This is a genomic window from Brevundimonas sp. SORGH_AS_0993 (assembly GCF_030818545.1).
Classification (GTDB): domain Bacteria; phylum Pseudomonadota; class Alphaproteobacteria; order Caulobacterales; family Caulobacteraceae; genus Brevundimonas.
The window spans coordinates 1,345,601-1,372,149 of the sequence record NZ_JAUTAH010000001.1; the positions used below are offsets into that span (position 1 = coordinate 1,345,601).

The 26,549-nt window shown below is 69.0% G+C and carries 21 protein-coding genes; 10 read left to right on the forward strand and 11 right to left on the reverse strand.

The genetic code is table 11. The features are described 5' to 3' along the window. Positions 1 to 46 precede the first annotated feature (46 nt). Positions 47 to 832, forward strand: a complete 786-nt coding sequence (locus QE389_RS06700; RefSeq protein ID WP_307368956.1) for a TonB-dependent receptor — start codon at positions 47 to 49, stop codon at positions 830 to 832. 168 nt (positions 833 to 1,000) lie between these two features. On the opposite strand, the gene ftsA is transcribed toward QE389_RS06700, so the two are convergent. The 6 genes from ftsA to murC form a co-directional block, all read right to left on the reverse strand. Beyond that, complete coding sequence (gene ftsA / locus QE389_RS06705) at positions 1,001 to 2,338, reverse strand: cell division protein FtsA (RefSeq protein ID WP_307365658.1); 1,338 nt, start codon at positions 2,336 to 2,338, stop codon at positions 1,001 to 1,003. 13 nt (positions 2,339 to 2,351) lie between these two features. Next, a complete protein-coding gene (locus tag QE389_RS06710; protein ID WP_307365659.1) occupies positions 2,352 to 3,242 on the reverse strand; it encodes a cell division protein FtsQ/DivIB in 891 nt (296 codons plus the stop codon). Beyond that, complete coding sequence (locus QE389_RS06715; RefSeq protein WP_307365661.1) at positions 3,230 to 4,171, reverse strand: D-alanine--D-alanine ligase; 942 nt, start codon at positions 4,169 to 4,171, stop codon at positions 3,230 to 3,232. The genes QE389_RS06710 and QE389_RS06715 overlap by 13 nt, the downstream gene beginning before the upstream one ends. A 69-nt stretch (positions 4,172 to 4,240) precedes the next feature. Beyond that, positions 4,241 to 5,551: a hypothetical protein gene (locus tag QE389_RS06720; protein ID WP_307365662.1), complete on the reverse strand. Its 1,311-nt coding sequence runs from the start codon at positions 5,549 to 5,551 to the stop codon at positions 4,241 to 4,243. A 65-nt stretch (positions 5,552 to 5,616) separates the two neighbouring features. Then, positions 5,617 to 6,522 (reverse strand): UDP-N-acetylmuramate dehydrogenase, encoded by a 906-nt coding sequence (murB, locus tag QE389_RS06725; RefSeq protein WP_307365664.1) that lies wholly within the window; start codon positions 6,520 to 6,522, stop codon positions 5,617 to 5,619. Continuing rightward, positions 6,519 to 7,931: a UDP-N-acetylmuramate--L-alanine ligase gene (gene murC, locus QE389_RS06730; RefSeq protein ID WP_307365666.1), complete on the reverse strand. Its 1,413-nt coding sequence runs from the start codon at positions 7,929 to 7,931 to the stop codon at positions 6,519 to 6,521. The genes murB and murC overlap by 4 nt, the downstream gene beginning before the upstream one ends. A gap of 210 nt (positions 7,932 to 8,141) precedes the next feature. On the opposite strand from murC, the gene QE389_RS06735 reads away from it, so the two are divergent. The 4 genes from QE389_RS06735 (at position 8,142) to QE389_RS06750 (ending at position 14,341) form a co-directional block, all read left to right on the forward strand. Further along, positions 8,142 to 9,236, forward strand: coding sequence for a site-specific DNA-methyltransferase (locus tag QE389_RS06735; protein ID WP_307365669.1), 1,095 nt, complete (start codon positions 8,142 to 8,144; stop codon positions 9,234 to 9,236). 137 nt (positions 9,237 to 9,373) lie between these two features. Continuing rightward, on the forward strand, positions 9,374 to 10,537 hold the full coding sequence (locus tag QE389_RS06740) for a glycosyltransferase family 4 protein (RefSeq protein ID WP_307365671.1): 1,164 nt from the start codon (positions 9,374 to 9,376) through the stop codon (positions 10,535 to 10,537). A 79-nt stretch (positions 10,538 to 10,616) separates the two neighbouring features. Next, positions 10,617 to 12,047: a pilus assembly protein gene (locus QE389_RS06745; RefSeq protein ID WP_307365673.1), complete on the forward strand. Its 1,431-nt coding sequence runs from the start codon at positions 10,617 to 10,619 to the stop codon at positions 12,045 to 12,047. A gap of 146 nt (positions 12,048 to 12,193) precedes the next feature. Continuing rightward, complete coding sequence (locus tag QE389_RS06750; protein WP_307365675.1) at positions 12,194 to 14,341, forward strand: amylo-alpha-1,6-glucosidase; 2,148 nt, start codon at positions 12,194 to 12,196, stop codon at positions 14,339 to 14,341. A gap of 117 nt (positions 14,342 to 14,458) precedes the next feature. On the opposite strand, the gene mutY is transcribed toward QE389_RS06750, so the two are convergent. Then, positions 14,459 to 15,508: an A/G-specific adenine glycosylase gene (gene mutY / locus QE389_RS06755; protein WP_307365677.1), complete on the reverse strand. Its 1,050-nt coding sequence runs from the start codon at positions 15,506 to 15,508 to the stop codon at positions 14,459 to 14,461. 21 nt (positions 15,509 to 15,529) lie between these two features. On the opposite strand from mutY, the gene QE389_RS06760 reads away from it, so the two are divergent. The 5 genes from QE389_RS06760 to QE389_RS06780 all read left to right on the forward strand — a co-directional run bounded on the left by QE389_RS06760 (position 15,530) and on the right by QE389_RS06780 (position 21,336). Beyond that, the gene (locus QE389_RS06760) at positions 15,530 to 16,108 is read left to right on the forward strand and encodes a DciA family protein (RefSeq protein ID WP_307365679.1); all 579 of its coding nucleotides are present in this window, start codon (positions 15,530 to 15,532) and stop codon (positions 16,106 to 16,108) included. A 97-nt stretch (positions 16,109 to 16,205) separates the two neighbouring features. Further along, positions 16,206 to 16,847, forward strand: a complete 642-nt coding sequence (locus QE389_RS06765; protein WP_307365681.1) for a DsbA family protein — start codon at positions 16,206 to 16,208, stop codon at positions 16,845 to 16,847. Between the two features lie 12 nt (positions 16,848 to 16,859). Continuing rightward, complete coding sequence (locus QE389_RS06770; protein ID WP_307365683.1) at positions 16,860 to 17,477, forward strand: thioredoxin domain-containing protein; 618 nt, start codon at positions 16,860 to 16,862, stop codon at positions 17,475 to 17,477. Positions 17,478 to 17,488: 11 nt separating this feature from the next. Next, the gene (gene smc / locus QE389_RS06775; protein WP_307365685.1) at positions 17,489 to 20,926 is read left to right on the forward strand and encodes a chromosome segregation protein SMC; all 3,438 of its coding nucleotides are present in this window, start codon (positions 17,489 to 17,491) and stop codon (positions 20,924 to 20,926) included. Further along, a complete protein-coding gene (locus QE389_RS06780) occupies positions 20,923 to 21,336 on the forward strand; it encodes a surface-adhesin E family protein (protein WP_307365687.1) in 414 nt (137 codons plus the stop codon). The genes smc and QE389_RS06780 overlap by 4 nt, the downstream gene beginning before the upstream one ends. Here QE389_RS06780 and QE389_RS06785 read toward each other — a convergent pair. The 4 genes from QE389_RS06785 to murD form a co-directional block, all read right to left on the reverse strand. Next, on the reverse strand, positions 21,305 to 22,450 hold the full coding sequence (locus tag QE389_RS06785) for a mechanosensitive ion channel family protein (RefSeq protein ID WP_307365689.1): 1,146 nt from the start codon (positions 22,448 to 22,450) through the stop codon (positions 21,305 to 21,307). The genes QE389_RS06780 and QE389_RS06785 overlap by 32 nt on opposite strands. 190 nt (positions 22,451 to 22,640) lie before the next feature. After that, positions 22,641 to 23,732, reverse strand: coding sequence for an undecaprenyldiphospho-muramoylpentapeptide beta-N-acetylglucosaminyltransferase (gene murG, locus QE389_RS06790; RefSeq protein ID WP_307365691.1), 1,092 nt, complete (start codon positions 23,730 to 23,732; stop codon positions 22,641 to 22,643). Between the two features lie 249 nt (positions 23,733 to 23,981). Continuing rightward, the gene (ftsW, locus tag QE389_RS06795) at positions 23,982 to 25,157 is read right to left on the reverse strand and encodes a putative lipid II flippase FtsW (RefSeq protein WP_307365693.1); all 1,176 of its coding nucleotides are present in this window, start codon (positions 25,155 to 25,157) and stop codon (positions 23,982 to 23,984) included. Next, a complete protein-coding gene (gene murD, locus QE389_RS06800; RefSeq protein ID WP_307365695.1) occupies positions 25,154 to 26,548 on the reverse strand; it encodes a UDP-N-acetylmuramoyl-L-alanine--D-glutamate ligase in 1,395 nt (464 codons plus the stop codon). Before murD ends, ftsW begins: the two co-directional genes overlap by 4 nt. Between the last annotated feature and the right edge of the window lies 1 nt (position 26,549).

Below are 26,549 nucleotides of genomic sequence, written 5' to 3' on the forward strand. Positions count from 1 at the left end.
TACCGTCTCGAACAGCGCCCTGATCACAACAGGCGGCGGCCTAGGCATTCTTCAACCGGAGACCGCTGATTCTCTTAGCGTCGGCTTTATCTGGACCCCCTCTTTCGTGGATCTGAACATCGCTCTCGACTACTTCGAAGTCGAGATTCAGGATCAAGTCCAAGCTCTGACGGCCGCTAGCATCGTCAATGGCTGCTACCTCTCGGAAAACTTCCCGAACGACCCGCTGTGCAGCCTGTTCACGCGTAATGGCAACACGGCGCAAAATCCGTATGAAATCACGGCTGTTAACAGCAGCTATGTCAACATTGCTCGTCAATACAACGAAGGCATTGATCTGAATGCTCGCTATCGCAAGGAGTTCAGCTTTGGTGATCTGACACTTAACGCACGCGCCAGCTACATCCTGAAATGGGAGAGCCAGCTGCGTACAGCTTCAATTCCGTCGAACAACCTCGACCAAATCGGTTCGCCTGATTGGGTCGCCAGTATCTCTGCTCGTTTTGACAAAGGCGATTGGACGGCATTCTGGAACACCGATATCGTGGACACTGTAAACAACGACCGCTTCTATACCAGCAACTCTGGAACTTTCCTGGGACAGCCGGTTTATTATCAACGCACCGTGGATACATACATTGTGCATAGCGTGTCGTTGCGTAAGAACATTGACAAGTGGCAAGTTCAAGCAGGTATCCGCAACCTGTTTGACGAAGGCGCGACCATGACGTCGGCATCGGGGGGCGGTCGCGGTGCCGGTAATGTGCCGCTATCGTCGCAATACGACTATCTAGGTCGTCGCGGCTTTATCAGCCTGACGCGTACCTGGTAAAATCGGAGACGTGCCAAAAGCAGAAGGGCGGTGGAGAAACCCACCGCCCTTTTTCTTCGAGTTGTTTTGCTCTGCATCACAAGTTTGGGTGAGCTTCCACACCAAACGGTGCATGTTGAAAGCTTCAAGCTGTCAACTCGGAAGCAAAAAAACCGAAGAGTATTTCTGCTAAAGATTCTCCCGCAACCACCCCGCCACGCGCCCCACCACATTGCCGCGATGGACTTTGGGCGCGTCTGCGGCCGTGATCTGACGCGCCATCAGCTTGCGGGCGGACACGGCCTCGCGCGGGCCGTAGGCGGCGCGCAACAACACCCCCGCCGTGGCGCAGAAGGCGGGGCCGGAGGCGGCGTCGGCCAAATGTGGCGCGCGTTGGGGTTTTCCGAGGCGGACGGGGCGGTCGAAGACGCGCACGGCCAGTTCGCGCACGCCGTTCAGTTGACTGGCGCCGCCCGTCAGGACCAGACCCGCGCCGGGTTCGAGGCCCACGCCGGCGGTCTTCAGCCGGTCGCGGAGCAGTTCCAGGGTTTCTTCTACGCGCGGGGCGATCACCGTCTTCAGCATGGCGCGGGGCACGATGACGGGGCCGGCCGAGGCGTCCTCGCCGCGCGGCGGGGCCTCCAGCATCTCGCGGTCCTCGTTGGCGCTGGCCATGGCCGAGCCGTGCAGGGTCTTCAGCCGTTCCGCGCCGGCCTTCGACGTGGACAGGCCCCGCGCGATGTCGGAGGTGACGTGGTCGCCGCCGACGTTCAGGCTCTCGATATGCAACAGGGACCGCCCGCCCCACACGGCCGCGCTGGTCGAGCCGCCTCCCATGTCGATGCAGACGGCGCCCAAGTCCATCTCGTCCTCTTCCAGCGCGGCCAGCGAGGAGACGACGGGGGCTGCGGCGACGCCCTGCAGGTCCAGGTGCGCCAGCTCCAGACAATGGCTCAGGGTCGTGAAGACGTTCTCGGCCATCGACACGACCAGCAGGTCCAGCCCCAGCGACCCGCCGCGCATCGCGCGCGGATCGTGGACGCCGCGCGCGCCGTCCACCGACCAGGCGATGGGCAGGACGTGGATCGGGCGGCGGTTGGGCAGACGGATCTGGGCCAGGGCCATGCCGATGGCGCGCGCAAGATCGGCGTCCCCGACCGGATTGGCGCCCAGCGAAACGCGCGCCTGCACCCGGTGGCTGGCCATCTGGCCGATGGCGGTGGTGACGACGACGCCGGAGACGGGGCTCTGGGCCGCGCGCTCGGCGCGTTCGACGGCGTGGCCGATGGCCTGGGCGGCCTCGTCCATATTGATGATGGCGCCGCCCTTCACGCCTTTGGACTGGACGTGGCTGGCGCCCGCGACGCGGATGGTGCGGTCGGCGTGGCGCACTCCGTCGGGCTTCATGATGAAGCAGGAGACCTTGGACTGGCCCAGGTCCAGAGCGGCGACCACGGGCGCGCGCCCGGCGCGGGGGTCCAGACCCCGGCCCTGATCGTTCGCCGCGCCGCGCTGCTTCGTCGTCATTTACGCCACATCCTCACGCCTCGCCAGCGGGCCGCACGGCGACCTCGTCGGGGGTTCTCAAGTCCACACGGGCGAAGCCCAGGTCCAGCAGGCGCTCGCGTTGGTCCAGCGCGTCCAGGCGGATCAGCGCCGCCTCCTGGTCGACGGCCGGAAGCTGAATCAGGCTGCCGTCCTTCAAACGCAGGTCCCAGCGGCGTTCATCGACCCGCACCAGGGCGTCGATCCGGCCCATCAGACGCGGCCGCTGGTTCAGGAGCGGCAGGATTTCTCCGGCCGCGGCATCGGCGCCCTTGCCCACCACCAGCGGCAGATTGGGATAGCGGCGCGCGTCCGCGCCCGTAATGACCTGGCCGCGCGCGTCGATGACCTTGATCTGACCCGCCACCTGCCAGACGGCCAGGCGGTCATGCTCCTTGACCTCGACGACCAGGGTGTCGGGCAGCAGGCGAACGACCCGCGCCTCCTTGATCCAGCCCACGGCCTGCACCCGGTCCCGGATGGCGCCCAGATCCAGGCTGGTGATGGGCTGACCGGCATAGACGCCCAGCGCCTGACGGATGGCCGGCTCGGCCTCGGCCGAGGCGCCGGCTATGTGAACCCGATTGAGCTTCAGCCCCATGCCGGCGGTCATCTTGCCGACCCCCTGGGACACGGAGGCGCCGATCCGCTCGGCGCGCGCGCCTGTGGCCAAGACGCCCACGACCAGAAGCGCGCCCGCGCCCAGGGCGATCAGGGCCGAGCGGGGCGAAATGTCGATGCGGCCGATGGCGGCCATCTTGCCGGGAATGGGCGAGGCGTTGCGCGGGGCGGCCCCGCCGCGTGACCGTCCGCCGCCACGAGGCGCCGGACCGCGTTGGGGGGCCTGACTGCCCTGTCGCCGACCGCCGCGAACTACCGCGGGCATGAGGCGTCCTCCACCATCCACCGAACCAGATCGTCGTAACTCATTCCGGCATGGGCGGCCTGCTCGGGCGCGAGCGAGGTCGGCGTCATGCCGGGCTGGGTGTTGACCTCCAACAGGACCAGATCGTCCTTAACATCGTCATAACGGAAGTCGGATCGGGAAACGCCTCGGCAACCCATGGCGGCGTGCGCGGCCTCGGCCTGGCGCAGGGCCGCCTCGAAGACGTGCGGCGGCAGGACGGCCGGCAGGACATGCACCGACCCGCCCGGCGCATATTTGGCCTCGTAGTCGTAAAAGCCCTTGGTCGGGGTGATGTCGGTCACGGTCAGGGCGCGCGGGCCGGCCGCTTCGCCCAGCACGGTGACGCACAGCTCCTTGCCCGCGATATAGGGTTCGACGACGACCTTCTCCCCATAGGCCCAGTCGGGTTCGCCGACCTCGGCGACCGGACGATTGGCGCCCTCGCGCACCAGGAAGACGCCGACGGACGATCCTTCCGCGTTCGGCTTGACCACATAGGGCGGGTCCATGACGTGTCGGCTGGCGACCTCGTGGCGGTCGTACAGGCCGCCGCCCGGCACCTTGACGCCCGCCATCCTCAGCACGGCCTTGGACTTGTCCTTGTCCATCGCCAGGGCCGAGGCCAGGACGCCGGAATGGGTATAGGGAATCCGCAACGTCTCCAGCACGCCCTGGACGCAGCCGTCCTCGCCCCAGGCGCCGTGCAGGCAGTTCAGCACCACGTCGGGCTTGATCAGGCCGGACAGGACATTCGCCAGGTCGCGCCCGGCGTCCACGCGGCTGACCCGCACGCCCTGCCGCTCCAGCGCCCGCGCGCACTGCTCGCCCGACGAGAGCGAAACCTCCCTCTCGGCGGAAAGACCGCCCATCAGGACGGCGACATGAAGGGATGCGAAGGGGCGGTTCATGGGCGGCTCCAGAACCTGCTGGATGCCGCGCATGTCGTTAACAGCGCGTCAACCAAACCCTTCTCGACGTCAATGAGGTGTGGGCGCCGTCGTCGTTTCGGGCGCCGTCGGGGATGAAGCCGGCGCCTCGACCGGCGTGGCCGTCGGCTCCACGACCGTCGCCGGCGTTTCTGCCGCCGCCCCAACGGCGGGGGCCAGGTCCAGCGCATACAGATAGGCGCCCTGGCACTGTTCCTTGTCGCCATAGGTCCAGTCGGCGATTCGATGGACGACGCCCGCCTGGGCGGCAGGCGAGGCAGGCGACAGAAGGTCGTCGCGCGGCGTCAGGTCCGGCCGGCGATCCGGGCCCGACAGGTCGATGGCCCCGGCATAGATCGCCTCCCCGTCCCTGGCCTCGAAGCCGGAAGAGCCCAGGCAGAAATGGGTGAAGTAAGGGCCTGCGTTGATCGCGCTGAGCCGCCAGCGGCCGGGCGGAACGGCGAAGGTCTGGGTCACGGCCCGCGTCCGGTCGCCCCGCGCCGCGCCGCGCGTCGGCAGGGTGACGGCGAAAAGGGCCGGGCGGCCGTCGCTTTCCCACGGCTGGATGTCCGGCGCAGGCCCCTGCCGGGTGAAGATCAGGGACTGGCCGCCCTGTTCGGCCATGCCGGTCAGACGCACCGTGATCAGGGCGTCGCCCGGGTTCACGGCGACCTCTTCGGGTTTCAGCGCACGCGGCGGACGGGCGGTGCGGGGCGGCTGCGGCCCCTTGCGGGCCGGCTCGGGCTTGGCGTCGGTTTCAGGCAGGGCCTGCAGGCTCAGCGACACCTTGTCCAGGTCGCCGGCCCGGCCGATCACCACCGTATCTCCGCGCGCCGCGTCGTTGTCGAACACGCGAACCACCTGGCCGGCCGGCGTCTCGACCCCGACCTTGTCGGCCAGGGCGGCGCGCAGTTCGGCCTGTTCCAGGGCGTCCAGGAGCTTGCCCTCGGCCTCGTCCAGCCGAACCACGCGCCAACCCTCCACGACCATGCAGTTCTCCAGATTGGCCGTGACGCCTCGCCGTTCCTGCATGCCGTTCACGGCGCCCTGGATCACGCCGACCACCAGGGCGCCCAGCAGACCGCCCGCCGCGCCGGCGGCGGCCGCGCCGTTGTCGTCGGGCTGGCTCATCTTGCGGGCCTCGGCCAGGCAGGCGCGCACCGCCGCATCGTGCTGATCCAGGCTGGCGCCCGGCCGGTTGAAATAGTTGTAGCCGGCGCTGGACCGCGTCAGATCGACCCGGATCGGCGCGACCGCCTCCGCAGCCCCTGAAGCCGTGGCCGCCTGAGCCTGAGCCTGAGCCTGAAAGGGCTGGACGCCCAGGGCCATCAGGCCCGCCAGCGCGACGATGCGGTGTTTCATGACGGAACTCTTCCCCAAGAGAATCCTGGCCCTAGCCGCCGCCAAGAAGGACGGCAACCTCGGATTTATGACAACGCCCGTCCGATCCGCTTGATCTCCCACTCCAGCTGAACGCCGGTCTTGTCCAGGACATCGACGCGCACCGCCTCGCCCAACCCTTCGATGTCGGCGGCTGTCGCCCCGCCGGGGTTGATCATGAAGTTGGAATGCAACTCGCTGAACATGGCCCCGCCGCCGGTTTCTGCGTGCAGCTTGCCGCGCCAGCCGGCCTCATCCACCAGCTTCCACGACGAATGGCCGGGCGGGTTCTTGAAGGTGGAGCCGCCGGTCTTCTCGCGGATCGGCTGGGTCGTTTCGCGGCGGCGGGTGATCTCGGCGATCCGGGCGGCGACGGCGTCCGGCGCATCGGGCGCCCCGCGATACGTCGCCTCGACCCAGATGATGTCCGCCGGCGCCCGGGAATGGCGATAGGTGTAGCCGAAGTCGGCCAGCGCATAATCCACCCGTTCGCCCCGACGGTTCAGCCCCCAGGCCGAGACCAGCACGTCCTTTGTCTCGGATCCATAGCAGCCGGCGTTCATGGTCAGGGCGCCGCCGATCGTGCCCGGAATGCCGGCGTAGAATTCCAGCCCGGCGATCCCCGCCTTGGCGCTGGCCTTGGCGACCATGGAATCCAGCGCGCCCGCGCCGGCCGTGATCGTGTCGCCGTCGGCCGCGATCTGCGCCCAGGGCCGTCCGGCCAGGCGGATCACCACCCCCTCGACCCCGCCGTCGCGCACGATGACGTTGGAGCCGACGCCCAGCACCGTAACCGGAACCGCAGGGTCCAGCGCCTTCAGGAAGTCGGCCAGATCATCCGCGTCGGCCGGAATGAACAGGGCGTCCGCCGACCCGCCGACGCGAAACCAGGTGTAGGGGGCCAGCGGCTCGTCGCGCAGCAGCTTGCCACGCACTTCGGGCAGAGCGATCACGACAGCGTCTCCAGCTGCGCCGGCAGGCCATAGGCCCAGCTGGTGATGTCGCCGGCGCCCAGAAGCACGACCACGTCGCCGGATTTGGCCTCGTCCTTGATCAGGCACGGCAGGACGGCGGCGTTTTCCAGCGCCTGGACATGGCGGTGGCCGTATCGGCGCACCCCGTCGGCCAGGGCGTGCTTGTCCACGCCCTCGATCGGCTGTTCGCCCGCCGGATAGACGTCGGCCACGATCACGCTGTCGGCGTCGGAGAAGCAGGTCGAGAACTCGTCCATCAGGTCGCGCAGTCGGGTGTAGCGGTGCGGCTGGACCACGGCGATCACCCGTCCGTCCGTCACCTGGCGCGCGGCCTTCAGCACGGCGGCGATCTCGACCGGATGGTGGCCATAGTCGTCGACGATCCGCACCCCGTTCACCACGCCCGTGGTGGTGAACCGGCGCTTGACCCCGCCGAAGCCTGCCAGACCCGTCCGGATCGCCTCGTCCGAGACGTCCAGTTCGCGCGCCACGGCGATGGCGGCCAGGGCGTTCGACACATTGTGCCAGCCCGCCATGGGCAGGTGGACGCCCGCGATCACATGGGTTTCGCCATTCTGGATGACCACGTCGAACCGGCATCCGTCCGGCCCCATCTCGACATTGTCGGCCCGCACCATGGCCTGCGGATTGACGCCGTATGTCACCAGCCGTCGGTTATCGATGGCGGCGACCAGCTTCTGCACCTCGGGGTGGTCCAGACAGACGGCGGCGAAGCCGTAGAAGGGAATGTTCTCGACGAAGTCCACGAAGGCCTTCCGCACCCCGTCGAAGTCGCCGTAATGGTCCAGGTGCTCGGGGTCGATGTTGGTGACGATGGCCACCGTCGATTTCAGGCGCAGGAAGCTGCCGTCCGACTCGTCCGCCTCGACCACGATCCAGTCGCCGTCGCCGACCTTGGCGTTGGTGCCATAGGCGTTGATGATGCCGCCGTTGACCACCGTGGGGTCCAGGCCCGCCGCATCCAGCAGGGCCGCCACCATCGAGGTCGTCGTCGTCTTGCCGTGGGTGCCGCCCACAGCGATCGAGAACTGCAGCCGCATCAGCTCGGCCAGCATTTCGGCCCGCCGCACCAGCGGGATGCGCCGTTCCCGCGCCGTCTTCATCTCGGGGTTCTCGGCCTTCACCGCCGTCGAATAGACCACGGCCGAGACCCCTTCGCCCACATGGGCGGCGTCATGGCCGATGAAGATCCTGGCGCCCAGTTGCTCCAGCCGTTCGGTATTGGCGCTGGCCTTGGCGTCCGAGCCCTGCACCGAATAGCCGATCTTCAGCATGATCTCGGCGATGCCGCTCATGCCGATGCCGCCTATGCCGACGAAATGGACGGGACCGAGGTCGAACGGAACGGGGCGAAGGCGTGCGATCATCGTCGCGTCATAAACGCCGCCTCGCGTCCTGCGAAGGGCGCGCCGCCTACGGAGCGAACTTTTCTGCGCCGCCCCCTCTGCGCGACTTCCCTATTGATCTTCCGTCTTCTCGCCCGTCCGGCGGGGATGACGCGACGCGGCCGATTTCAACACTGCCTTAACCACAAGGATTCACCATCGGCCTTCTCACTGTTTCGGGGCCGCGCTTCCATGTCCGATCTGAAGACCCCTATCCTCTCCAAGGACGTCGTCCATCGCGGCGACTGCATCGAAGTGCTGCGGTCCCTGCCCGACGCCTCGGTGGACATGGTCTTCGCCGATCCCCCCTATAATCTGCAGCTGGGCGGAGACCTGCTGCGGCCGGACAACTCCAAGGTCGACGCGGTCGACGACGACTGGGACAAGTTCGGCAGTTTCGCCGAATACGACGCCTTCACCCGCGCCTGGCTTGCCGAATGCCGCCGCGTGCTGAAGCCGGAAGGCTCGATCTGGGTGATCGGCTCCTATCACAACGTCTTCCGCCTGGGCGCGGCGATCCAGGACCTGGGTTTCTGGGTGCTGAACGACATCATCTGGCGCAAGTCCAACCCGATGCCGAACTTCAAGGGCACCCGCTTCACCAACGCCCACGAGACCCTGATCTGGGCCGCGCGCAGCCGCGATCAGAAGCGCTACACCTTCAACTACGACGCCCTGAAGGCGTTCAACGAAGACACCCAGATGCGTTCGGACTGGACCTTCGCCCTGTGCACTGGCGAGGAGCGGATCAAGGACGCCGAGGGCAGGAAGGCCCATCCGACGCAAAAGCCCGAGGCCCTGCTGCACCGCGTGCTACTGTCGGCGACCCGACCCGGCGACGTGATCCTGGACCCTTTCTTCGGCACCGGAACCACGGGCGCCGCCGCCAAGCGTCTGGGTCGCCATTACATCGGTATCGAGCGTGACGAGACCTATGCCCAGGTCGCCGAGACCCGCATCGCCGCCGTCATTCCCGCCAATCCGGAAGACCTGGCCGTCATGGGCTCCAAGCGCGCCGAGCCCAAGGTGCCGTTCGGCGCCCTGGTGGAGGCCGGCCTGCTGAACCCCGGCGACCGCCTCTATTGCCCCAAGGGCGAGCGCGAGGCCCGCGTCCGCGCCGACGGCTCCCTGGTGTCGGGCGCCCTGACCGGCTCGATCCACAAACTGGGCGCCCTCCTGGAGAACGCCCCCGCCTGCAACGGCTGGACCTACTGGCGCTTCAAGACCGACCAGGGGCTGAAGTCCATCGACGCCCTGCGCGCCGAAATCCGCGCCGGCATGCAATGAGCGGATTCGTACTCTAAAATCGTCTCAGCTTCGCCTTAAGCGACCGAAAACCTAGGCAAAAACCACCGCTCGCGGAACTTCGGCGCGGGGCGTCCATTAACGCCTCTGACCCTCCCCCGGGGTCGGAGCCGCGCCCCATGAAAATCGCCCAAGTCACCCCGCTGTATGAAGCCGTGCCGCCCAGGCTGTATGGCGGGACCGAGCGTGTGGTCGCCCATTTGACCGACGCCCTGGTCGATCTGGGCCATGACGTGACCCTGTTCGCCAGCGCCGACGCCCAGACCAAGGCGCGTCTGGCCCCCGTGCGCGACCAGGCGATCCGCCTGGACCCCGCGCCCCTGAAGTCCGACCTGGCCGCCCACCTGACCCTGCTGGGCGAGGTGCTGGACCGCGCCGAAGAGTTCGACGTGATCCACTTCCACACCGACATGATCCATTTCCCCATGTTCCGGCGGTTGGCGGACAAGACCATCACCACCCTGCACGGCCGGCTGGACATGAAGGACCTGCCTCAGGTCTATGCGCGCTGGACCGAATTCGGCCTCGTGTCGATCTCCGACGATCAGCGCACGGCCCTGCCCTTCGCCAACTGGAAGGCGACGGTGCATCACGGGATGCGGGGCGACCAGTATGTCTTCTCGCCCCGGTCGCAGGGCTATCTGGCCTTCCTGGGCCGCATCTCGCCCGAGAAACGCCCCGACCGCGCCATCGAAATCGCCACCAAGCTGGGCAAGCCGCTGAAGATGGCGGCCAAGGTCGATGCAGCGGACAAGATCTATTGGGAGGAAACCATCCGTCCGATGGTCGAGGCCAATCCGCTGGTCGAGTTCATCGGCGAGATCGGCGACCATCAGAAATCCGCCTTCCTGGGCGGCGCCGAAGCTCTGCTGTTCCCCATCGATTGGCCCGAGCCTTTCGGCCTTGTGATGATCGAGGCCATGGCCTGCGGCACGCCGGTCGTCGCCTTCCGCTGCGGCTCGACCCCCGAGGTGGTCGAGGACGGCGCCACCGGCTTCCTGGTCGATACGCTGGAACAGGCCGTCGCCGCCGCCGGCCGGGCGCGCCTTCTGGACCGGGCCGCCATCCGCGACAGATTCGATCTGCGCTTCTCGGCCACGGCCATGGCCCGGCGCTATCTGGACGTCTATGGCGACCTGCTGGTCCGCCGCCCGTTCGCCGAAAGCCCCCTGCCCGACCGCGTCACGCCCCTGCGACCGATGGACGAACACCGCAGCTTCGCCCTGGGTTCGGGCGTGGGTTCGGGCCTGGGCTCGGGCCGGGGCCTTGGTTTGGGCGCCTGATCGATCGATGTCCGGGTCCAGGAATTCACGGGTTGGTTAACTCTGTCGTCTAATCTCCTCGCGGGGAGCATGGACGGCGATGATTCGAAGACAGGCGACAGAGCGGGCCAGGCGGTTCTGGCTCGACCGTGAGGGCAATATCGCCATCATGTTCGCCCTGACGGCCATGGCCCTGGTCATCATGATCGGCATGGCCATCGACGTGAACCGTCTGGTCAAGGTCCGGTCGGAAGTGCAGCAGAGCCTGGACGCCGCCGCCCTGGCCGCCGCCGCGTCGAGGGCCCAGACGGCCCGCGAGTTGAAAAACGTGGCCGACCCCTATCTGCACGCCAATCTGGCCTCCGAAGACCTGACGTCGGGCTGGACCACCCAGACCGAATATCGGGACGACAGGATCGTCCACCTCGCCTTCACGGGCGGCGTCAAACCCTTGTTCGCCGGCATGGTCGGCATCAATCGCTTCGACCTCCATCTGGAGGCCGAGGCCACGCGCGGCGTCGCCCAGCGCATCGAAGCCGTGCTGGTTCTCGACAACACCTATTCGATGATCGAACGCGACAGCCGCTCCATAAGGCGCATCGACGCCCTGAAAAGCTCGGCCAGTCTGCTGGTCAACGAACTGATGACGAACCCTTCGGACGAAGTCTCCATCGGGGTCGTGCCCTATGCCGACTATGTCAACGTCGGCACGAACAACCGCGGCGCGTCCTGGCTCTCGGTCCCCAACGACTATGTGTTGGAGCGCACCTGCGACACGAGAACCTATTACACCGGCAGCGATCCCTACGTCTGCACCAGCATTCGAGACGGCGTGGCCGAGACCGGCATCTGCTACAGGACCATCGTGGCCACCGAAGTAAAAGTGCCGCCCTATCGCTGCGACATCAGCTATAAATGGTACGGCTGCGTCTATTCCCGCAACGTCGGCTCCTTGCGGCTGACCGATCAGTCCCCCAACACGCCCTATCGCGGCTTTCTGACGACCAGCCAGAGTTGTCTGAACGCCATCACCCCCTTGACCAGGAGCAAGTCCACCGTCCTGGCGGCGATCGACAATCTGATCATCAACGTGGGCGGCTACAAACCCGAGACCCACATCCCCTCGGGCATGATCTGGGGGGTCAACGTCTTGTCGCCGACGCCTCCGTTTCAGCAGGGCACGAACTACGATCCGGCCAACCGTCGTCCGCGCAAGATTCTGGTTCTGATGACAGACGGGGTGAACACCATGACGTATCGACCGTGGGACGGCGCCCATGTGGCGACGGACAGCCCCACGGAACGGGCGGCGACCGACACGGACCTGACCTCCATCTGCACCTACGCCAAGACCAAGAAGATCGAGTTGTTCACCGTGGGCCTGAACGTGCCGACCAAGGCCGGCCGCACCCTCCTTAAAACCTGCGCCACCGACGACGCTCACGCCTTCCTGGCCGAAGACAGCGCCGGCCTGGAGTCCGCCTTCCGCGAGATCGCCCGCTCCATCGGCGTCGTCCGGCTGGTGAAATAGGGCGACAGCCCGCCCCGATCTCGCAAGAAATCGGCCCCTGCGCTGAACCTGGGCCGTCGTTCCTCATTAGACACCAAAGCGGCCGCTGGGCGCCGCAATCGGGTGACACGTTCGGCCTGATCGCTGAACGACGGGGAAAGAACCGTATGGACGACACCTATTCGACGCAGCTGACCGCGGGCGAAACCGTCGAAGCTTCGGGCCTGGAGCAGTTGAACGCGCTCAAGGAGGGCGACGCCTTCCTCGTGGCCGACGCCTGGGGCGACATGAAGGGCGGCGCCGACGGCCTGTTCACCGACGACACCCGCTATCTGTCGCGCTTCATCATGACGGCGGGTCTGGCCCGGCCGTCCAAACTGTCGTCGGGTGTCAGCCAGGACAACGTCTTCTTCTCCTGCAACGCGACCAACCGCCCACTGCCGCCGATGGGCGGGCGCTCGGCGCCGGCCGGGGTCCTGCATCTGGAGCGCCGCCGCTTCCTGTGGCGCGACCGGATGTTCGAACGGGTGCAGATGGTCAATCACGGGGTGGAGGACATCCTCCTGCCCCTGGCCTTCGACTTCGGCGCGGACTTCGCCGACATCTTCCAGGTGCGCGGCACGCCCCGCCCGAAACGGGGAACCCTGCACGCCCCGACCACGGACGGCCGCCGCGTCCAGTTCCGCTACACCGGCCTGGACGATGTCGAACGCCGCAGCTGCCTGGCCTTTTCCGAACCGCCCGCCCGCCTGACCGGCCAGCGCGCGGAGTTCATGTTCAGCCTGCCCAAGGGCAAGTCGGTCGATCTCTACATCGAATGCGGCAGGGACGCCTGCGCGCCGCCGGACGCCGAACGCTGGCGGCTGCACGCTGTTCAGGCGCGGCTGGCCATGCGCGCCAAGCGCCGCCGGGGCGCGACCGTGCGCGGCCCGCGCAGCCCCCGCTTCAACGACTGGCTGGACCAGTCGCGCGCCGACATGGCGCTTTTGACCACCGACCTGCCGACCGGCCCCTATCCCTATGCTGGCACACCCTGGTTCTCGACGCCCTTCGGGCGCGACGGCCTGATCTCGGCCTGGCAGATGCTGTGGCTGGACCCGTCCCTGGCCAAGGGGGTCCTGACCTATCTGGCTTCGCGGCAGGCGACCGAGACCTCGCGCTTTCAGGACAGCCAGCCCGGCAAGATCATGCACGAGACGCGCGGCGGCGAGATGAGCGCCCTGCACGAAGTGCCCTTCGGCCTCTATTACGGCGGGGTCGACACCACCTGTCTGTTCGTGGCCCTGGCCGGCGCCTATGCCCGGCGGACCGGCGACCTGGACCTGATCCGCACGCTCTGGCCCAATCTGATCGCCGCCGCCGAATGGATGCGGGACTATGGCGACTCGAACGGCGACGGCCTGATCGACTATCAGCGCGGCTCCGACACCGGCCTGTCCAACCAGGGCTGGAAAGATTCAGAGGACTCGATCTTCGATTCCGAGGGCCGTTTCCCCAAAGGGCCGATCGCCCTGCTGGAGGTCCAGGGCTACGCCTTCGCCGCCTGGAAGGCGTTGGCCGACCTGGGCGAGCGCCTGCACGACCCCCGCGCGGCGGAATGGCGGATGCGCGCCGAACAGGTGCGCGCCCTGGTCGAAGACCTGTTCTGGATGGAGGATCAGAGCTTCTACGCCGTGGCCCTGGACGGGGACGGGCGCCAGTGCGGGGCCATCGCCTCCAACGCCGGCCATCTGCTGTTCACCGGCCTGCCCTCGCCCGAGCGCGCCCGTCTGGTCACGCGCCGCCTGCTCGGCACGCCGTTCCGCACCGGCTGGGGCATCCGCACCCTGGAGCGCGGCCAGCCCCGCTTCAATCCGATGAGCTATCACAACGGCTCGGTCTGGCCCCACGACACCGCCATGGCCGCCGCCGGCATGGCCGCCTATGGCGAGCGCGCCGCCGTCGCGGAAATCCTGGCGGAAATCTACGACGCCGCCGCCCATTTCCACCTGCGCCTGCCCGAACTGTTTTGCGGCTTTCCGCGCACGGCGGGCGAACCGCCCATCGCCTATCCGGTCGCCTGCCTGCCCCAGGCCTGGGCGGCGGGTTCGGTCTTTCTGATGCTGCAGGCGTCGCTGGGCCTGTCGATCGACGCCTGGACCGGCACGGTCGATCTGATCGACCCGGTCCTGCCCGCCGGGCTTCAGACGCTCAAGATCCAGGGTCTTCGGGTCGGCGACGCCTCGGTCGATATCGACATCCAGCACGTCGATGGCCGCGCCGTGGTCGTGCCCCGGCGCAAACAGGGGCGACTGGCCGTCCGCACCCTGGGCTGAGACGCGCGCGGCCCGTGCAGGGGGTGTGCAATTCGGAATCAAGGATTTCAAAGACTTGCGGAATTGCACTATTTTCGTTGCACAGTGCACTCTGTGCAAATTAGACATTTTATTATGTTAAATCGGTAACATATCCGAAACGGCTCGATCCAGCGCCTTGGCGAACACCGTCGGCAGGGCCGCCCGCGCGGCCTCGATCGCCATCCACCGCCGGCCGTCGGGCGCCGCCCCGCTCGCCGTCCTCACCGTCAGGCTCAGGCCGAAGTGGGTGAAGACGTGCGCCACCGCGCCCGCCTCGCGCCAGTCCGCCGCGACGGGTGGCGCATCCAGGGGGTCTTCGGTCGTCCAGTCGCTGGTCGGCAGGCCCAGCATTCCGCCCAGAAGCCCCTTGTCCGGCCGCGTCTCCACCGCCACCCGCCCCTGGCCGTCGAACAGGACCCAGGCGATCCCGCGCCGCTGGGGCCGATCCGCCTTCTTCGCCTTGACGGGATAGCGTTCGGGACCGCCCCCGGCCCGGCCGGCGCAGTCCTCGGCCACGGGACACGGGCCGCACAGCGGCGATTTGGGCCGGCACACGGTGGCCCCCAGGTCCATCAGCGCCTGGGCCCAATCGCCGGGCCGGCTCTCCGTGACGAACCGGCTCGCCAGCCGCCTCAACTCCGGCCGGGCCGCCGGAACGGGCGTCTCCACCGCGAACAGCCGCGCCATGACCCGCTCGACATTGCCGTCCACCACATTGGCCGCACGGCCGAAGGCGATGGCCGCCACCGCAGCGGCCGTATAGGCGCCGACCCCCGGCAGGGCCAGCAAGCCCGCCTCCGTATCGGGAAACACCCCGCGATGATCGCCCGCCACCGCCCGCGCGCAGGCCAGCAGGTTGCGGGCGCGGGCGTAGTAGCCCAGCCCCGCCCAGGCGGCCATCACCTCGGCGTCCGGGGCGGCGGCCAGGTCCGACACGGTCGGCCAACGCTGGGTGAAGGCCTGGAAATAGGGCGTGGCGTGCGGAACCGTGGTCTGTTGCAGCATCACCTCCGACAGCCAGACGCGATAGGGCTCGGTCGGCGCCGCGCCCGGCCCGGCCCGCCACGGCAGGGTCCGCGCATGGGCGTCGTACCAGGCCAGCAGCCGGGACCGTATCCTTGCAATGTCGGGAGAGACGTCGGCCATGGGTTGAGGCTATATAGGCCCATGCGCCGCCCGCTGCCCACTGACGCCGAGGTCCGCGAGATTCTGTCGCGTCGCCGCACCCGCCCGGCGCCGCGCCCGGCCCCGCGCGCGGGCAAGGCCCTGACGCCGCTGATCAAGAAGTTGGACGAACAGTTCGGGCGCGGGGCCGGCGCGCTTGACCCCCGCTGGCGCGAGATCGTGGGCGACCGCCTGGCCCGCGTCACCCGCCCGCAGAAGCTGACCAAGGGCAAGGGCGGCCAGCCCGGCGTGCTGGAGCTGCGCGTCGCCGGCGCCGCCGCCCTTCTGGTCCAGCATCAGTCCCAGGACATCCTGGCCCGGGTCAACCTGTTCCTGGGCGCCGGATCGGTGGATCGTCTGCGTATCGCCCAGGGGCCGGTCAAACCCCTGCCCCAGGCCGCCGCCCGGCCCCGCCGCGCGCCTGCGCCCGCGCCCCTGTCGGCGGCGGAAGAAGCCGAACTGGCCGCCTCCGTCGCCGCGGCGCCCGCCGAACTCCAGGCGGCCCTGGCCCGCCTGGGTCGCGTCGCCCTGACCCGCGCCGCCCTGACGCGCCCCTGGCCGCGCGGCGAAGGCGACGATTGACAAATCTTCGCCGCACCTGTTCTCGACTACTCTAGGGATTGCGCGGTTCGGGAGGAATCACGCGATCATCCGGTGAAACTCCGACCAAGGACGCCCCATGGCCAACCTCGAATCACGCTTCGCCCGCATGAGCCGCCGCGCGGCCATCACCGGCGCCGCCCTGGCCGCCATGGCCCTGGCCTCGTGCAACGGCGGCAAGACCGCCGCCGAAGGCGACATGGCGATGGGCGCCGCCGAAGGCGCCAAGGTCACGGTCTATGAATACGCCTCCGTCACCTGTCCGCACTGCGCCCTTTGGCAGAAGAACACCTGGCCGGCGTTCAAGGCCAAATATGTGGACACCAACAAGGTCCGCTACGTCTTCCGCGAGCTGCCGACCCCGCCGGTCGACGCCGCCACCGCCGGCTTCCTGGTCGCGCGCTGCGCCGGGCCGGACAAGTATTTCGACGTCGTGCACCAGTTGATGGCCACCCAGCAGGAGATGATCACCTCCACCCCGCGCGAGTGGCTCCTGCGCACCGCCCAGGCCGCCGGCCTGTCGGAGGACCAGTTCAACAAATGCGTCACCGACAAGGACGCCGTCGCCGCCATGGAGAAGCGCGTCCAGTTCGCCCGCAGGCAGGGCGTGACCGGCACCCCGGCCTTCTACGTCAACGACGTCCAGGTGGTGTCGCCGGGCGGCGAGGGCGCGAGCCTGCCCGACCTGTCGGCCGCCATCGACGCAGCCCTGGCCAAATAAGGATCAAGCCGGATGAAGCGCCGCCTGGTCCTGGCCCTGACCCTGTCGCTCGCAGCCGCACTGACGGCGGCCGGGGTGGGCCCGGCTGCGGCCGGCGCCCTGCCGCCCGTCACGGCCCAGGACAACGTCCTGGGTCGGGCCGACGCGCCGGTGACGGTGGTGGAATACGCCAGCTTCACCTGCCCGCACTGCGCCGACTTCCACACCCGGGTCCTGCCGGCGTTCAAGGCCAAGTACATCGACACAGGCAAGGCGCGTCTGGTCTATCGCAACCTGCCGACCCAGCCCGCCAATCTGGCGGAGGCCGCCGCCGGCGTGGCCCTGTGCGCCGCGCCCGGCCGCTTCTTCGACGTGGCCGAGGCTTTCATGAGCCATCAGGCGGCCCTGCCGACGACGGGGCCTGGTCCCTGGTTCGAAGCCGCCGTCGCCGCCAGCGGCAAGACCCGCGACCAGATCGGCGCCTGTCTGCAGACCCCGGCCCCCCAGGCCACGCTTCAGGCCCAGATCGACGGCGCCGAGGCGGCGGGCGTGGTCGGCACCCCCACCCTGTTCGTGAACGGCGTACTGGTTCAGGAGCATTCGCTGGAAGCCCTGTCGGCCGCCGTCGACCCGCTGCTGCGGCGGCGTTGACGCGCTAGGCGATGCAGTTTCAGCGTCTCCGGCTGGTCGGTTTCAAGTCGTTCGTCGACCCGGCCGAGGTGCACATCGAATCCGGCCTGACCGGCGTGGTCGGCCCCAACGGCTGCGGCAAGTCCAATGTTCTGGAAAGCCTGCGCTGGGTCATGGGCGCCAACTCGGCCAAGGCCATGCGCGGCCAGGGCATGGACGACGTGATCTTCGCGGGCGCCGCCGGGCGACCTCCGCGCAGCCACGCCGAAGTCAGCCTGACCATCGATAACGCGGCCCGCCGCGCGCCCCAGCCCTTCACCGACAGCCCGATGCTGGAGGTGTCGCGCCGCATCGACCGGGGCCAGGGCTCGACCTACCGCATCAACGGCAAGGAGGTGCGCGCGCGCGACGTCCAGCTGCTGTTCGCCGACGCCTCGACCGGCGCCAACTCCCCCGCCCTGGTGCGTCAGGGCCAGATTTCCGAACTGATCGCCGCCAAGCCCCAGAACCGCCGCCGCATCCTGGAAGAGGCGGGCGGCGTCGCCGGCCTGCACACCCGCCGGCATGAGGCCGAGCTGAGGCTGAAGGCGGCCGAGACCAATCTGGACCGGCTGGACGACATCGGCCGCGAGCTGGAGACGGCGCTGAACCGGCTGAAGCGCGAGGCGCGTCAGGCGGAAAAATACAAGAAGATCTCGGCCGAGATCCGCGCCCTTCAGGCGGCCCTTCTCTACGTCCGCTGGAATGACGCGCGTCTGGCCGCAGAGGCCGCCGCCGCCGAACTGCGCGCGGCCGACGCCGCCGTCGCCGAAACCACGACCGCCGCCGCCGCCGCCCAGACCGCCGCCCTGGCCGCCCAGGAGGCTTTGAAGCCCGCGCGCGAGGAGGACGCCGTCGCCTCCGCCCTGTTGCACCGCGCCAGCCTGGAGCGGGACCGGCTGGACATGGCCGAACAGGCCGCCCGCGCCGAGGTGGACCGCCTGAAGGCCGAGGCCGCCCGCATCGCCGCCGACGCCGCGCGCGAGGACGCCATGGCCGCCGACGCCCGGCGCGAACTGGAACGGCTGGATCACGAACTGACCCGGCTGACGGCCGAGATCGCCGCCGCCCCCGAACGCGGCCCCGAATTGGACAACGCGCTGCTGACCGCCGAGGACGCGCGCAAGGCCGCTGACGCCGAGGTCGAACGTCTGGCCGGGACGCTCGCCGCCGTGGAGGCCCGCGCCGCCGCCGAAACGGCCAGAAAGCGCGACGCCGAGGCCCGGCTTGCGCGCGTGACCGGCCAATACGATCAGGCCAGGCGCGAACGCGAAGCCCTGGGGCCGCTGGAAACGCCTGAACTGGAGGCCGCCCGTCAGGCTCTGGAGACCGCCCAGGCCGAACTGGCGGCCGCCCGCGAGGCGGTGGAGGCCGCCGAGGCCGCCCGCGCCGATCTGGCCCGCGCCGAGCAGGAGGCCCGCACCGCCGCCCGCGCCGCCGAGGACCGTCTGGGGCGGCTCCAGACCGAGGCGCGGGGGCTGGCCCAGCTGCTGGTCACCGGCAAACGGGACCACCCGCCCGCCTTGGACAAGGTGCGCGCCGACAAGGGCTACGAGGCCGCTCTCGCCGCCGCCCTGGGCGACGATCTGGACGCGGCGCTGGACGCGAAGGCCGCCGCCTATTGGGGCGGGGCCGATGCGCCGAACCCGACCTGGCCCGCAGGGATCGAACCCCTGTCGGCCCATGTGCAGGCGCCGGATCAACTGGCCGCCCGCCTGGCCCTGTGCGGCGTCGCACTCAGGGCCGAGGCCGCGCGCCTGGCCCAGGCCCTGCCCATCGGCGCCCGCCTGGTGACGACCGAGGGCGACCTCTATCGCTGGGACGGTTTCGTCAGCCGCGCCGAGGCGCCCCGCCCCGCCGCCGTCCGCCTGGCCCAGCGCACGCGGCTGGCCGAGCTGGAAGCCGAGATCGACAAGGGCAAACCGGCCCTGGATCAGGCGCAGGCGGCCCAGAGGGCCGCCACCGAGGCTTTCCGGGCCGCCGAGGAGGACGTGAAGGCTGCCCGCCTCAAACCCTTCGCCGCCGACAAGGCCGCGACCGCCGCCCGCGACCGGGTCGAGAATCTGGCCCGCCAACAGGCCCGGCGCGAGGCGCGCGCCCAGGCTCTGGACGACACCGTGACCCGGCTGGAGGCCGAGGTGGCAGAGGCCAAGGCGGCTCTGGACGCCGCACTGACCACCGACGCCCCGTCCGAAACCGTCGCCGGTCTGCGCGAGGAGCTGACCGCCGCCCGCGCCGCCGCCGACGCGGCTCGCGCCGCCGCCCAGACCGCCCGCTCCGACCGCGACGCCGAAGCCCGCGATCGTCAGAGCCGCGAGCAGCGCCTGGGCGGGCTGACCCGCGCCCGCGACGGCTGGCTCAGCCGTTCAAAGGACAGCGCGGCCCGCATCGCCGCCCTGGCCAGGGACGCCGACAAGACCGCCGCCCTGCTGAAACAGGCCGAGGTCGCGCCACAGGGCTTCGCCGAACAGCGCGGCAAGCTGCTGGACACCTTGACCGCCGCCGAACAGCGCAAACAGGCTGCGTCCGACGCCATGGCCACGGCCGACACGGCGGCGGGCGACGCCGACCGCGCCAGCCGCGCCGCCGACGCCGCCGCCGCTCAGGCCCGCGAGGCCCGCGCCGGTCTGGCCGCCCGGTCGGAAGCCGCCGCCGAGAAACTGACCGAGGCCGAGGCCACCCTGCGCGAGACGGCGCAGATGTCGCCGCAGGAGCTGGGCCAGAAGCTGACCGACGACGCCATCGCCCGCCCCCCCGACGCCGCCGGGGCCGAGAGCCTGCTGTTCGGCCTTGAGCGCGAACGCGAGGCCCTGGGCGCCGTCAACCTGCGCGCCGAGGACGAGGCGGTCGAATACGGCGAACGGCTGAACAGCATGAAGTCCGAGCGCATCGACCTGACCCAGGCCATCGCCAAGCTGCGTGACGGCATCGACGAGCTGAACGCCGAGGGGCGTGAGCGGCTGGTCGCCGCCTTCGACGTCATCAACACCAACTTCAAGACCCTGTTCGAGGCCCTGTTCGGCGGCGGTCAGGCCGAGCTGAAGCTGGTCGAGTCGGACGACCCGCTGGAGGCGGGGCTGGAGATCTACGCCTGCCCGCCCGGCAAGCGGCTGTCGGTCATGAGCCTGATGTCGGGCGGCGAACAGGCCCTGACGGCGGCGGCCCTGATCTTCGGCGTCTTCCTGGCCAACCCGGCCCCCGTCTGCGTGCTGGACGAGGTGGACGCCCCGCTGGACGACGCCAACGTGGACCGCTTCTGCCGGATGCTGCACGAGATGCGCAGCCGCACCGACACCCGCTTCATCGTCATCACCCACAACCCCGTGACCATGAGCCGGATGGACCGCCTCTACGGCGTCACCATGCCCGAACGCGGCATGAGCCAGCTGGTCAGCGTGGACCTGAAACAGGCGGAGACGTTAGTGGCATGATCGCCCTGCTGCTGGCCCTAAGCGACCCCGCCCTCGTGCCGACGGGCGTGGGCCGGTTCGCCATCTATGCCGATGTGGCCTCCATCGAACGCGACGGCGACACCGCGCGGATGCGGGAGCTGCAGGTGACCGAGGCCGGGTTCAAGGTTGGAGACGTGACCTATGTCGGGGGCTGGTCGCGGTGGGCGTTCGATTGTCGGGCGAGGACGGCGGATCGGTTGGACTTCTCCTCTTTGAAGGCGGACGGGACGGAAGGGCCGGCGACCCCGGACGCCGCCCCGGCCTATGACGCCGCGCCGGGCGGTGATGCGGCGGAGCTGCTGGCCATCGCCTGCGGGGACGAGCGGCCGGCCGAGACGTTGACGCTGGAACAGGCCATCAGCCAGGGACAAAGGGCGCTGGCGGACTGACCGCCCCCTCGGCGGGCTTGTCCGACCCTTGCGGCCATTCCAGGCGGTCGCGCGGCAGGGCTTCGCGGCATTCGTCCCGCATGAAGGCCATCAGCTTTTCGCGGATTTCGCAGCGCAGATCGAAGGCGACGGGGGCGGAGCGGGCGCTGGCCAGGCAGCGGACCTGAAGGACCCGTTCGGTGATGTCCGTGACCTGCATCACCTGCACGTCGCCGTCCCACAGCTTCGAAGATTTGACGATCCTCTCGAACGCCTCGCGCAGCCGGTCGATGGGCGCCTCGTAGTCCACATAGAAGAAGGCCGTGCCGATCAGGCGGGCGTTCTCGCGCGTCCAGTTCTGGAAGGGCGTGGTGATGAAGTAGCTGAGCGGCAGGACCATCCGCCGCCAGTCCCACAGCCGCACGACGACATAGGTGGCGGTGATCTCCTCCACATTGCCCCACTCCTTCTCCACGATGACGGCGTCGTCGATGCGGATCGGCTGGGTCAGGGCGATCTGGATGCCCGCGACCATATTGGTCAGGATGGGCTGAAGCGCCAGGCCGGCGATGATGCCGACCACCCCGGCCGAGGCCAAGAGGCTGACCCCCCACTGTCGGAAGCCCGAAATGGTCATCAGGGCCAGGCCGACCGTGACGATGAACAGGATCACCTTGGCCACCCGCTGCAGGATGCGGGTCTGGGTCAGGTGTTTACGGGCCAGCAGATTGTCCTCGACGGCGACGTTGTACCGCTTGAGGTGCATGACCGACCACATGTCGAGCACCCCCGAGGCCAGCCAGCCCAGGGTCAGGATGAACAGGAACAGCAGGACGTCGCGGATGTCCTGGGACGGGGCGGGATCCATCGGCGAGACGGTCACGCCGATGCCGACGCCCATGATGATGATGAGGACCCGCAGCTTGACCCGCGCCCGCTCGACCACTCCGCGCCAGAAGACGTCCTTGTCGCGCACGATGCGGCGCAGGACGCCGAAGACGAACTTGTGCGTAAGCCAGCCGCCGCCGACGAAGACCAGCAGCACCAGGCCGATCACGGCCCATTCGGGCAGCCATTCGAACCGATGCCACAGGGCGCGGACGTGGCGGGTCAGGGCGATGATCTCGGGGGGCATCGATCTCTAACGCCTCAGGGCCGTTGCGGTTGAGGTCGCCTCCCTGTCGCAAGGCGACGGGGAGGTGGCGCGACGCCTCTTGGCGTCGTGACGGAGGGGTTCTTCAAGGTATCGCAGACGTCTGTGAGGCGTCCAGAGCCCTTCCACCACGCTTCGCGCGCGCCCCTCCCCACGATGTGGGAAGGAGACATTATGAGCGCCCCGCCGTCGTCTCGACCAGGTCGGCCAGACGCTGGGCGGCGTCGGGGATGGCGACGGAGCGGGCGGCCGCCGACATGGCCGACAGGCGGGCCGGGTCGGACAGGACGCGCTCCAGAACGGCGGTCAGGCTTTCGACCGTCAGGTCGTCCTCCAGGAGCACCTCGGCCGCGCCCGCGTCGGTCAGGGCCTTGGCGTTCAGACGCTGGTGGTCGTCGGTGGCGATCTTCAGCGGGACCAGGATCGACGGCAGGGCCGCGACCGCCAGTTCGGCGCAGGTCGAGGCGCCGGAGCGGCCGACCACCAGATGGGCCTTCGACAGGCGCTGGGCCATGTCGCGGAAGAAGGGCGCGACCTCGGCCTGAACGCCCGCCTCCAGATAGATCTGGCGGGCGGCCTCCAGCGTCTCGGGCCGCGACTGCTGCTGCACGCGCAGGCGGCGACGCAAGGCTTCGGGCAGGGCCGCGAGCGCACGGGGCGTGGTCTCCGACAGGATGCGGGCGCCCTGGCTGCCGCCCGTCACCAGGACGTGGATCGGGCCGTCGCCGTCGGGCGCGACATAGGGCCGGTCGAACAGGGCGCGAATGTCGGCCCGCACGGGCGAACCGACGACGTGGGACCGGCCCTGGACCTTCTGCGGCGCGCGCTCAAGCGTCGGAAAGGACGAGGCGACCTGGCGCACATACGGAGCCAGGATGCGGTTGGTTCGACCCAGGACCGCGTTCTGCTCATGGATCACGGTCGGGCGGCCCGCCGTCACCGCCGCGACCAGGGCCGGGGCGGACGGATAGCCGCCGAAGCCCACGACGACATCGGCGCCCAGCCGGTCGAAAGCGGTCCGCGCCTGCATCACGCCCTTGAGGATGGCGACGCCCGCCTTGACCAGGCCGACAGGGCCGGACCCGGTGGCGGCGTCCAGGGCCAGCCGCTCCTCGGCCGGAAAGGCGTGGGCGTACTGCTCGCCCCGCCGATCGGTGGCCAGAACCACCCGCCAACCCCGCGCCGCCAGTTCCCGCGCCAGGGCCTCGGCCGGGAACATATGGCCGCCGGTGCCGCCGGCGGCGAGGACGCAGAGTTTGGACATGGGGCCTCCGGGAAAAACAGCGTCTGAATAGTCCGATTTGTCCGACGCCGGGACGGCGGATGGAAAAAAGAGAGTCCGAATAGTCCGAATAGTCCGAACAGTCCGAACAGTCCGAACAGTCCGAACAGTCCGAACAGTCTGATTTGTCCGATCGGAAGATCCAGCCCCCAGCATGGCACGGTTCGGGGCGGCGCTAGGAAGATCGCCGGACGCAGCCCTCAACCCATTGTTTCAGCCGGATTTCGTCCGTCAAAATACGCGCCGGCCCGTCGTCAGGCTGGCGCCGGGTTCGTAGGCGCCGGGCCGACGCCGCGTCAGGGCCAGGGCGAAGCCCATGGTCAGGCACATGGCCAACATGGACGAGCCGCCATAGCTGACGAACGGCAGGGTCATGCCCTTGGTCGGGATCAGGTTCAGGTTCACCGCGACATTGATGCAGGCCTGAAGCCCGATCAGCATGAACAGGCCCGCCGCCGCCGTCTGTTCGAACGGGTCGGTCAGCTTCATGGCCCGGCGCATGCCCCGCACCACGATGAAGGCGTACAGGCCGATCATGATCAGGCTGAGGATCAAGCCGAACTCCTCGGCGCCGACGGAATAGATGAAGTCGGTGTGCAGGTCGGGCACGCGACGCTTCATCACCCCCTCGCCCACCCCGCGGCCCAGCAGGCCGCCGGCGCGAATGGCCTCGGCGGCGCTGTCGATCTGGTGGGTGTCGGTGGTCTCGGGCGAGAAGAAGCGGCTGAGGCGGTCGCGCATATGGCCGAAGACGAAATACAGCGACACCAGCCCCGCCATGCCCAGGCTGGCCAGCACCGCCATCCATTTGAACGGCACGCCGGCCATGAAGAAGACGGCCATGAAGGTGGTGGTGATCAGAAGGGTCTGGCCGATGTCGGGCTGGATCAGCAGCAGGCAGACCGTCAGGGCGTAGAAGCCGAAGGCGATGGTGACGCCGGGCACCCCCTGGCCCTTCTGCGCCTCGGCGAACATCCAGGCGGCGAAGACGATCAGGCCGGGCTTGGCGAATTCGCTGGGCTGAAGGCTGAACGGCCCCAGGTTCACCCAGCGGGCGGCGCCCTTCACCGTGTCGCCGATGAACGGCAGGGCCGCCATCACGACGATGGCGCCGAACAGGGCCAGGACGGCGATGCGCCGCACGCCGCGCGGCGACATCAGGGAGGTGGTCAGCATGATCGTCAGACCCGCTCCGGCGAAGACGATCATGCGCCAGGAATAGTGGAAGGGGTCGGTGATCGATTCGTCCGCCAGAATGGCCGCCGGGCTGGAGGCGAAGCTGAGCGACACCCCCAGGCCCATCAGGGCCAGGGCCGCGCCCAAAAGGCCGCGATCCACCGTCCAGAACCAGCGGGCGATCAGGCTCTGGTCATTGCGGGAGAAGGCGGGGGTGTAATGGGCGCTCATGACGCGGTTTCCGGGACGGCGCCGAGGGCCAGGACGGCGGCGCGGAACGCCTCGCCCCGCGCCTCGAAATCGGCGAACTGATCGAAGCTGGCGCAGGCGGGCGACAGCAGGACGATCCGATCCCCGACGGCGGCGGCCGCATCGTCGGCTGCGGCGGAGACGGCGGCCTCAAGGGTGCGGGAAAGGACGTGGGGGACCCCGTTCGCCGACAGGGTCGCAGCGAAGGCGTCGGCCGCCTGTCCGATCAGATAGGCCCTGGCGACGCGCGGGAAGAGGTCGGCCAGATCGTCGATCCCGCCCGCCTTGGGCACGCCGCCGGCGATCCAGAAGACGGAAGGGTAGGACGCCAGGGCCTGACGTGCGGCGTCGGCGTTGGTGGCCTTGGAATCGTTGATGAAGCGGACGGAACCGATCTGGGCCACCGCCTCCATCCGGTGCGCCAGGCCGGGAAAGGACAGCAGGCCGGCGACGGCGGCGTCGTGCGATACGCCCAGGGCGCGGGCGGCGGCATAGGCGAAGGCGGCGTTCTGGGCGTTGTGTCGGCCAGGCAGAGAGCGGGCGCGGGTGAGGTCGGCGATGCGTTCGCCGTCCTTCCAAAGAGCGCCGACCTGCGCGACATAGCCTTCTCCCCTCGGGGGAGAAGGGACTGTGGAAACCGCGATCACGCGCCGGGACAGTTCAGACGCCATCCCCCGCCCCCAATCCTCGTCCACGCCGATCAGCGCCACCGCATCGGGCGCCTGATTGGAGAATATCCGGCGCTTGGCCCTTACATAGCCCTCCATCCCGCCGTGCCGGTCCAGGTGGTCGGGGCTGATGTTGGTCAGGATCGCCACGTCGGGGGCGAAGGTCGTGGTCAGGTCCAGCTGGTAGCTGGAGACCTCGATCACATAGACGGCGTCGGTCGTCGGTTCGGGCAGGGCCAGGACGCCGACGCCGATATTGCCGCCGACATGGACCGTCAGGCCGGCCGACTTCAGCACCCAACCGATCAGGGCGGTGGTGGTGGACTTGCCGTTGGTGCCGGTGACGGCGACGACGCGCGGCCGCTGATCCTTCGGCCGGGCGGCCAGGGCGCGGGCGAACAGTTCGATGTCGCCGAGGACCGGCACGCCGGCCTGATGCGCGCGCTCGACCGTCCAGTGCGGCTTGGGATGGGTCAGGGGCGCGCCGGGCGACAGGACCAGGGCGGCGATGTCGGACCAGTCGGCGGCGGCCAGGTCATCGACCGTGAAGCCCTCGCTTTTCGCCTGCGCCCGGCCCGCCTCGCCGTCGTCCCACAGGATCGGGATCGCGCCCCCGGCCAGAAGGGCGCGCGCGGCCGTGATCCCCGACCGTCCCAGGCCGAAGACCGCGACCCGCCTGCCCTCGAAACCGGGAACGGCGATCATC

Excerpts from the sequence above, each read along its gene's own strand:
- ftsA (WP_307365658.1), bottom strand. The coding sequence starts at position 2,338 with ATGACGACGAAGCAGCGCGGCGCGGCGAACGATCAGGGCCGGGGTCTG.
- QE389_RS06710 (WP_307365659.1), bottom strand. The coding sequence starts at position 3,242 with ATGCCCGCGGTAGTTCGCGGCGGTCGGCGACAGGGCAGTCAGGCCCCC.
- QE389_RS06715 (WP_307365661.1), bottom strand. The coding sequence starts at position 4,171 with ATGAACCGCCCCTTCGCATCCCTTCATGTCGCCGTCCTGATGGGCGGT.
- QE389_RS06720 (WP_307365662.1), bottom strand. The coding sequence starts at position 5,551 with ATGAAACACCGCATCGTCGCGCTGGCGGGCCTGATGGCCCTGGGCGTC.
- murC (WP_307365666.1), bottom strand. The coding sequence starts at position 7,931 with ATGATCGCACGCCTTCGCCCCGTTCCGTTCGACCTCGGTCCCGTCCAT.
- QE389_RS06735 (WP_307365669.1), top strand. The coding sequence starts at position 8,142 with ATGTCCGATCTGAAGACCCCTATCCTCTCCAAGGACGTCGTCCATCGC.
- QE389_RS06740 (WP_307365671.1), top strand. The coding sequence starts at position 9,374 with ATGAAAATCGCCCAAGTCACCCCGCTGTATGAAGCCGTGCCGCCCAGG.
- QE389_RS06745 (WP_307365673.1), top strand. The coding sequence starts at position 10,617 with ATGATTCGAAGACAGGCGACAGAGCGGGCCAGGCGGTTCTGGCTCGAC.
- QE389_RS06750 (WP_307365675.1), top strand. The coding sequence starts at position 12,194 with ATGGACGACACCTATTCGACGCAGCTGACCGCGGGCGAAACCGTCGAA.
- mutY (WP_307365677.1), bottom strand. The coding sequence starts at position 15,508 with ATGGCCGACGTCTCTCCCGACATTGCAAGGATACGGTCCCGGCTGCTG.
- QE389_RS06760 (WP_307365679.1), top strand. The coding sequence starts at position 15,530 with ATGCGCCGCCCGCTGCCCACTGACGCCGAGGTCCGCGAGATTCTGTCG.
- QE389_RS06765 (WP_307365681.1), top strand. The coding sequence starts at position 16,206 with ATGGCCAACCTCGAATCACGCTTCGCCCGCATGAGCCGCCGCGCGGCC.
- QE389_RS06770 (WP_307365683.1), top strand. The coding sequence starts at position 16,860 with ATGAAGCGCCGCCTGGTCCTGGCCCTGACCCTGTCGCTCGCAGCCGCA.
- smc (WP_307365685.1), top strand. The coding sequence starts at position 17,489 with ATGCAGTTTCAGCGTCTCCGGCTGGTCGGTTTCAAGTCGTTCGTCGAC.
- QE389_RS06780 (WP_307365687.1), top strand. The coding sequence starts at position 20,923 with ATGATCGCCCTGCTGCTGGCCCTAAGCGACCCCGCCCTCGTGCCGACG.
- QE389_RS06785 (WP_307365689.1), bottom strand. The coding sequence starts at position 22,450 with ATGCCCCCCGAGATCATCGCCCTGACCCGCCACGTCCGCGCCCTGTGG.
- murG (WP_307365691.1), bottom strand. The coding sequence starts at position 23,732 with ATGTCCAAACTCTGCGTCCTCGCCGCCGGCGGCACCGGCGGCCATATG.
- ftsW (WP_307365693.1), bottom strand. The coding sequence starts at position 25,157 with ATGAGCGCCCATTACACCCCCGCCTTCTCCCGCAATGACCAGAGCCTG.
- murD (WP_307365695.1), bottom strand. The coding sequence starts at position 26,548 with ATGATCGCCGTTCCCGGTTTCGAGGGCAGGCGGGTCGCGGTCTTCGGC.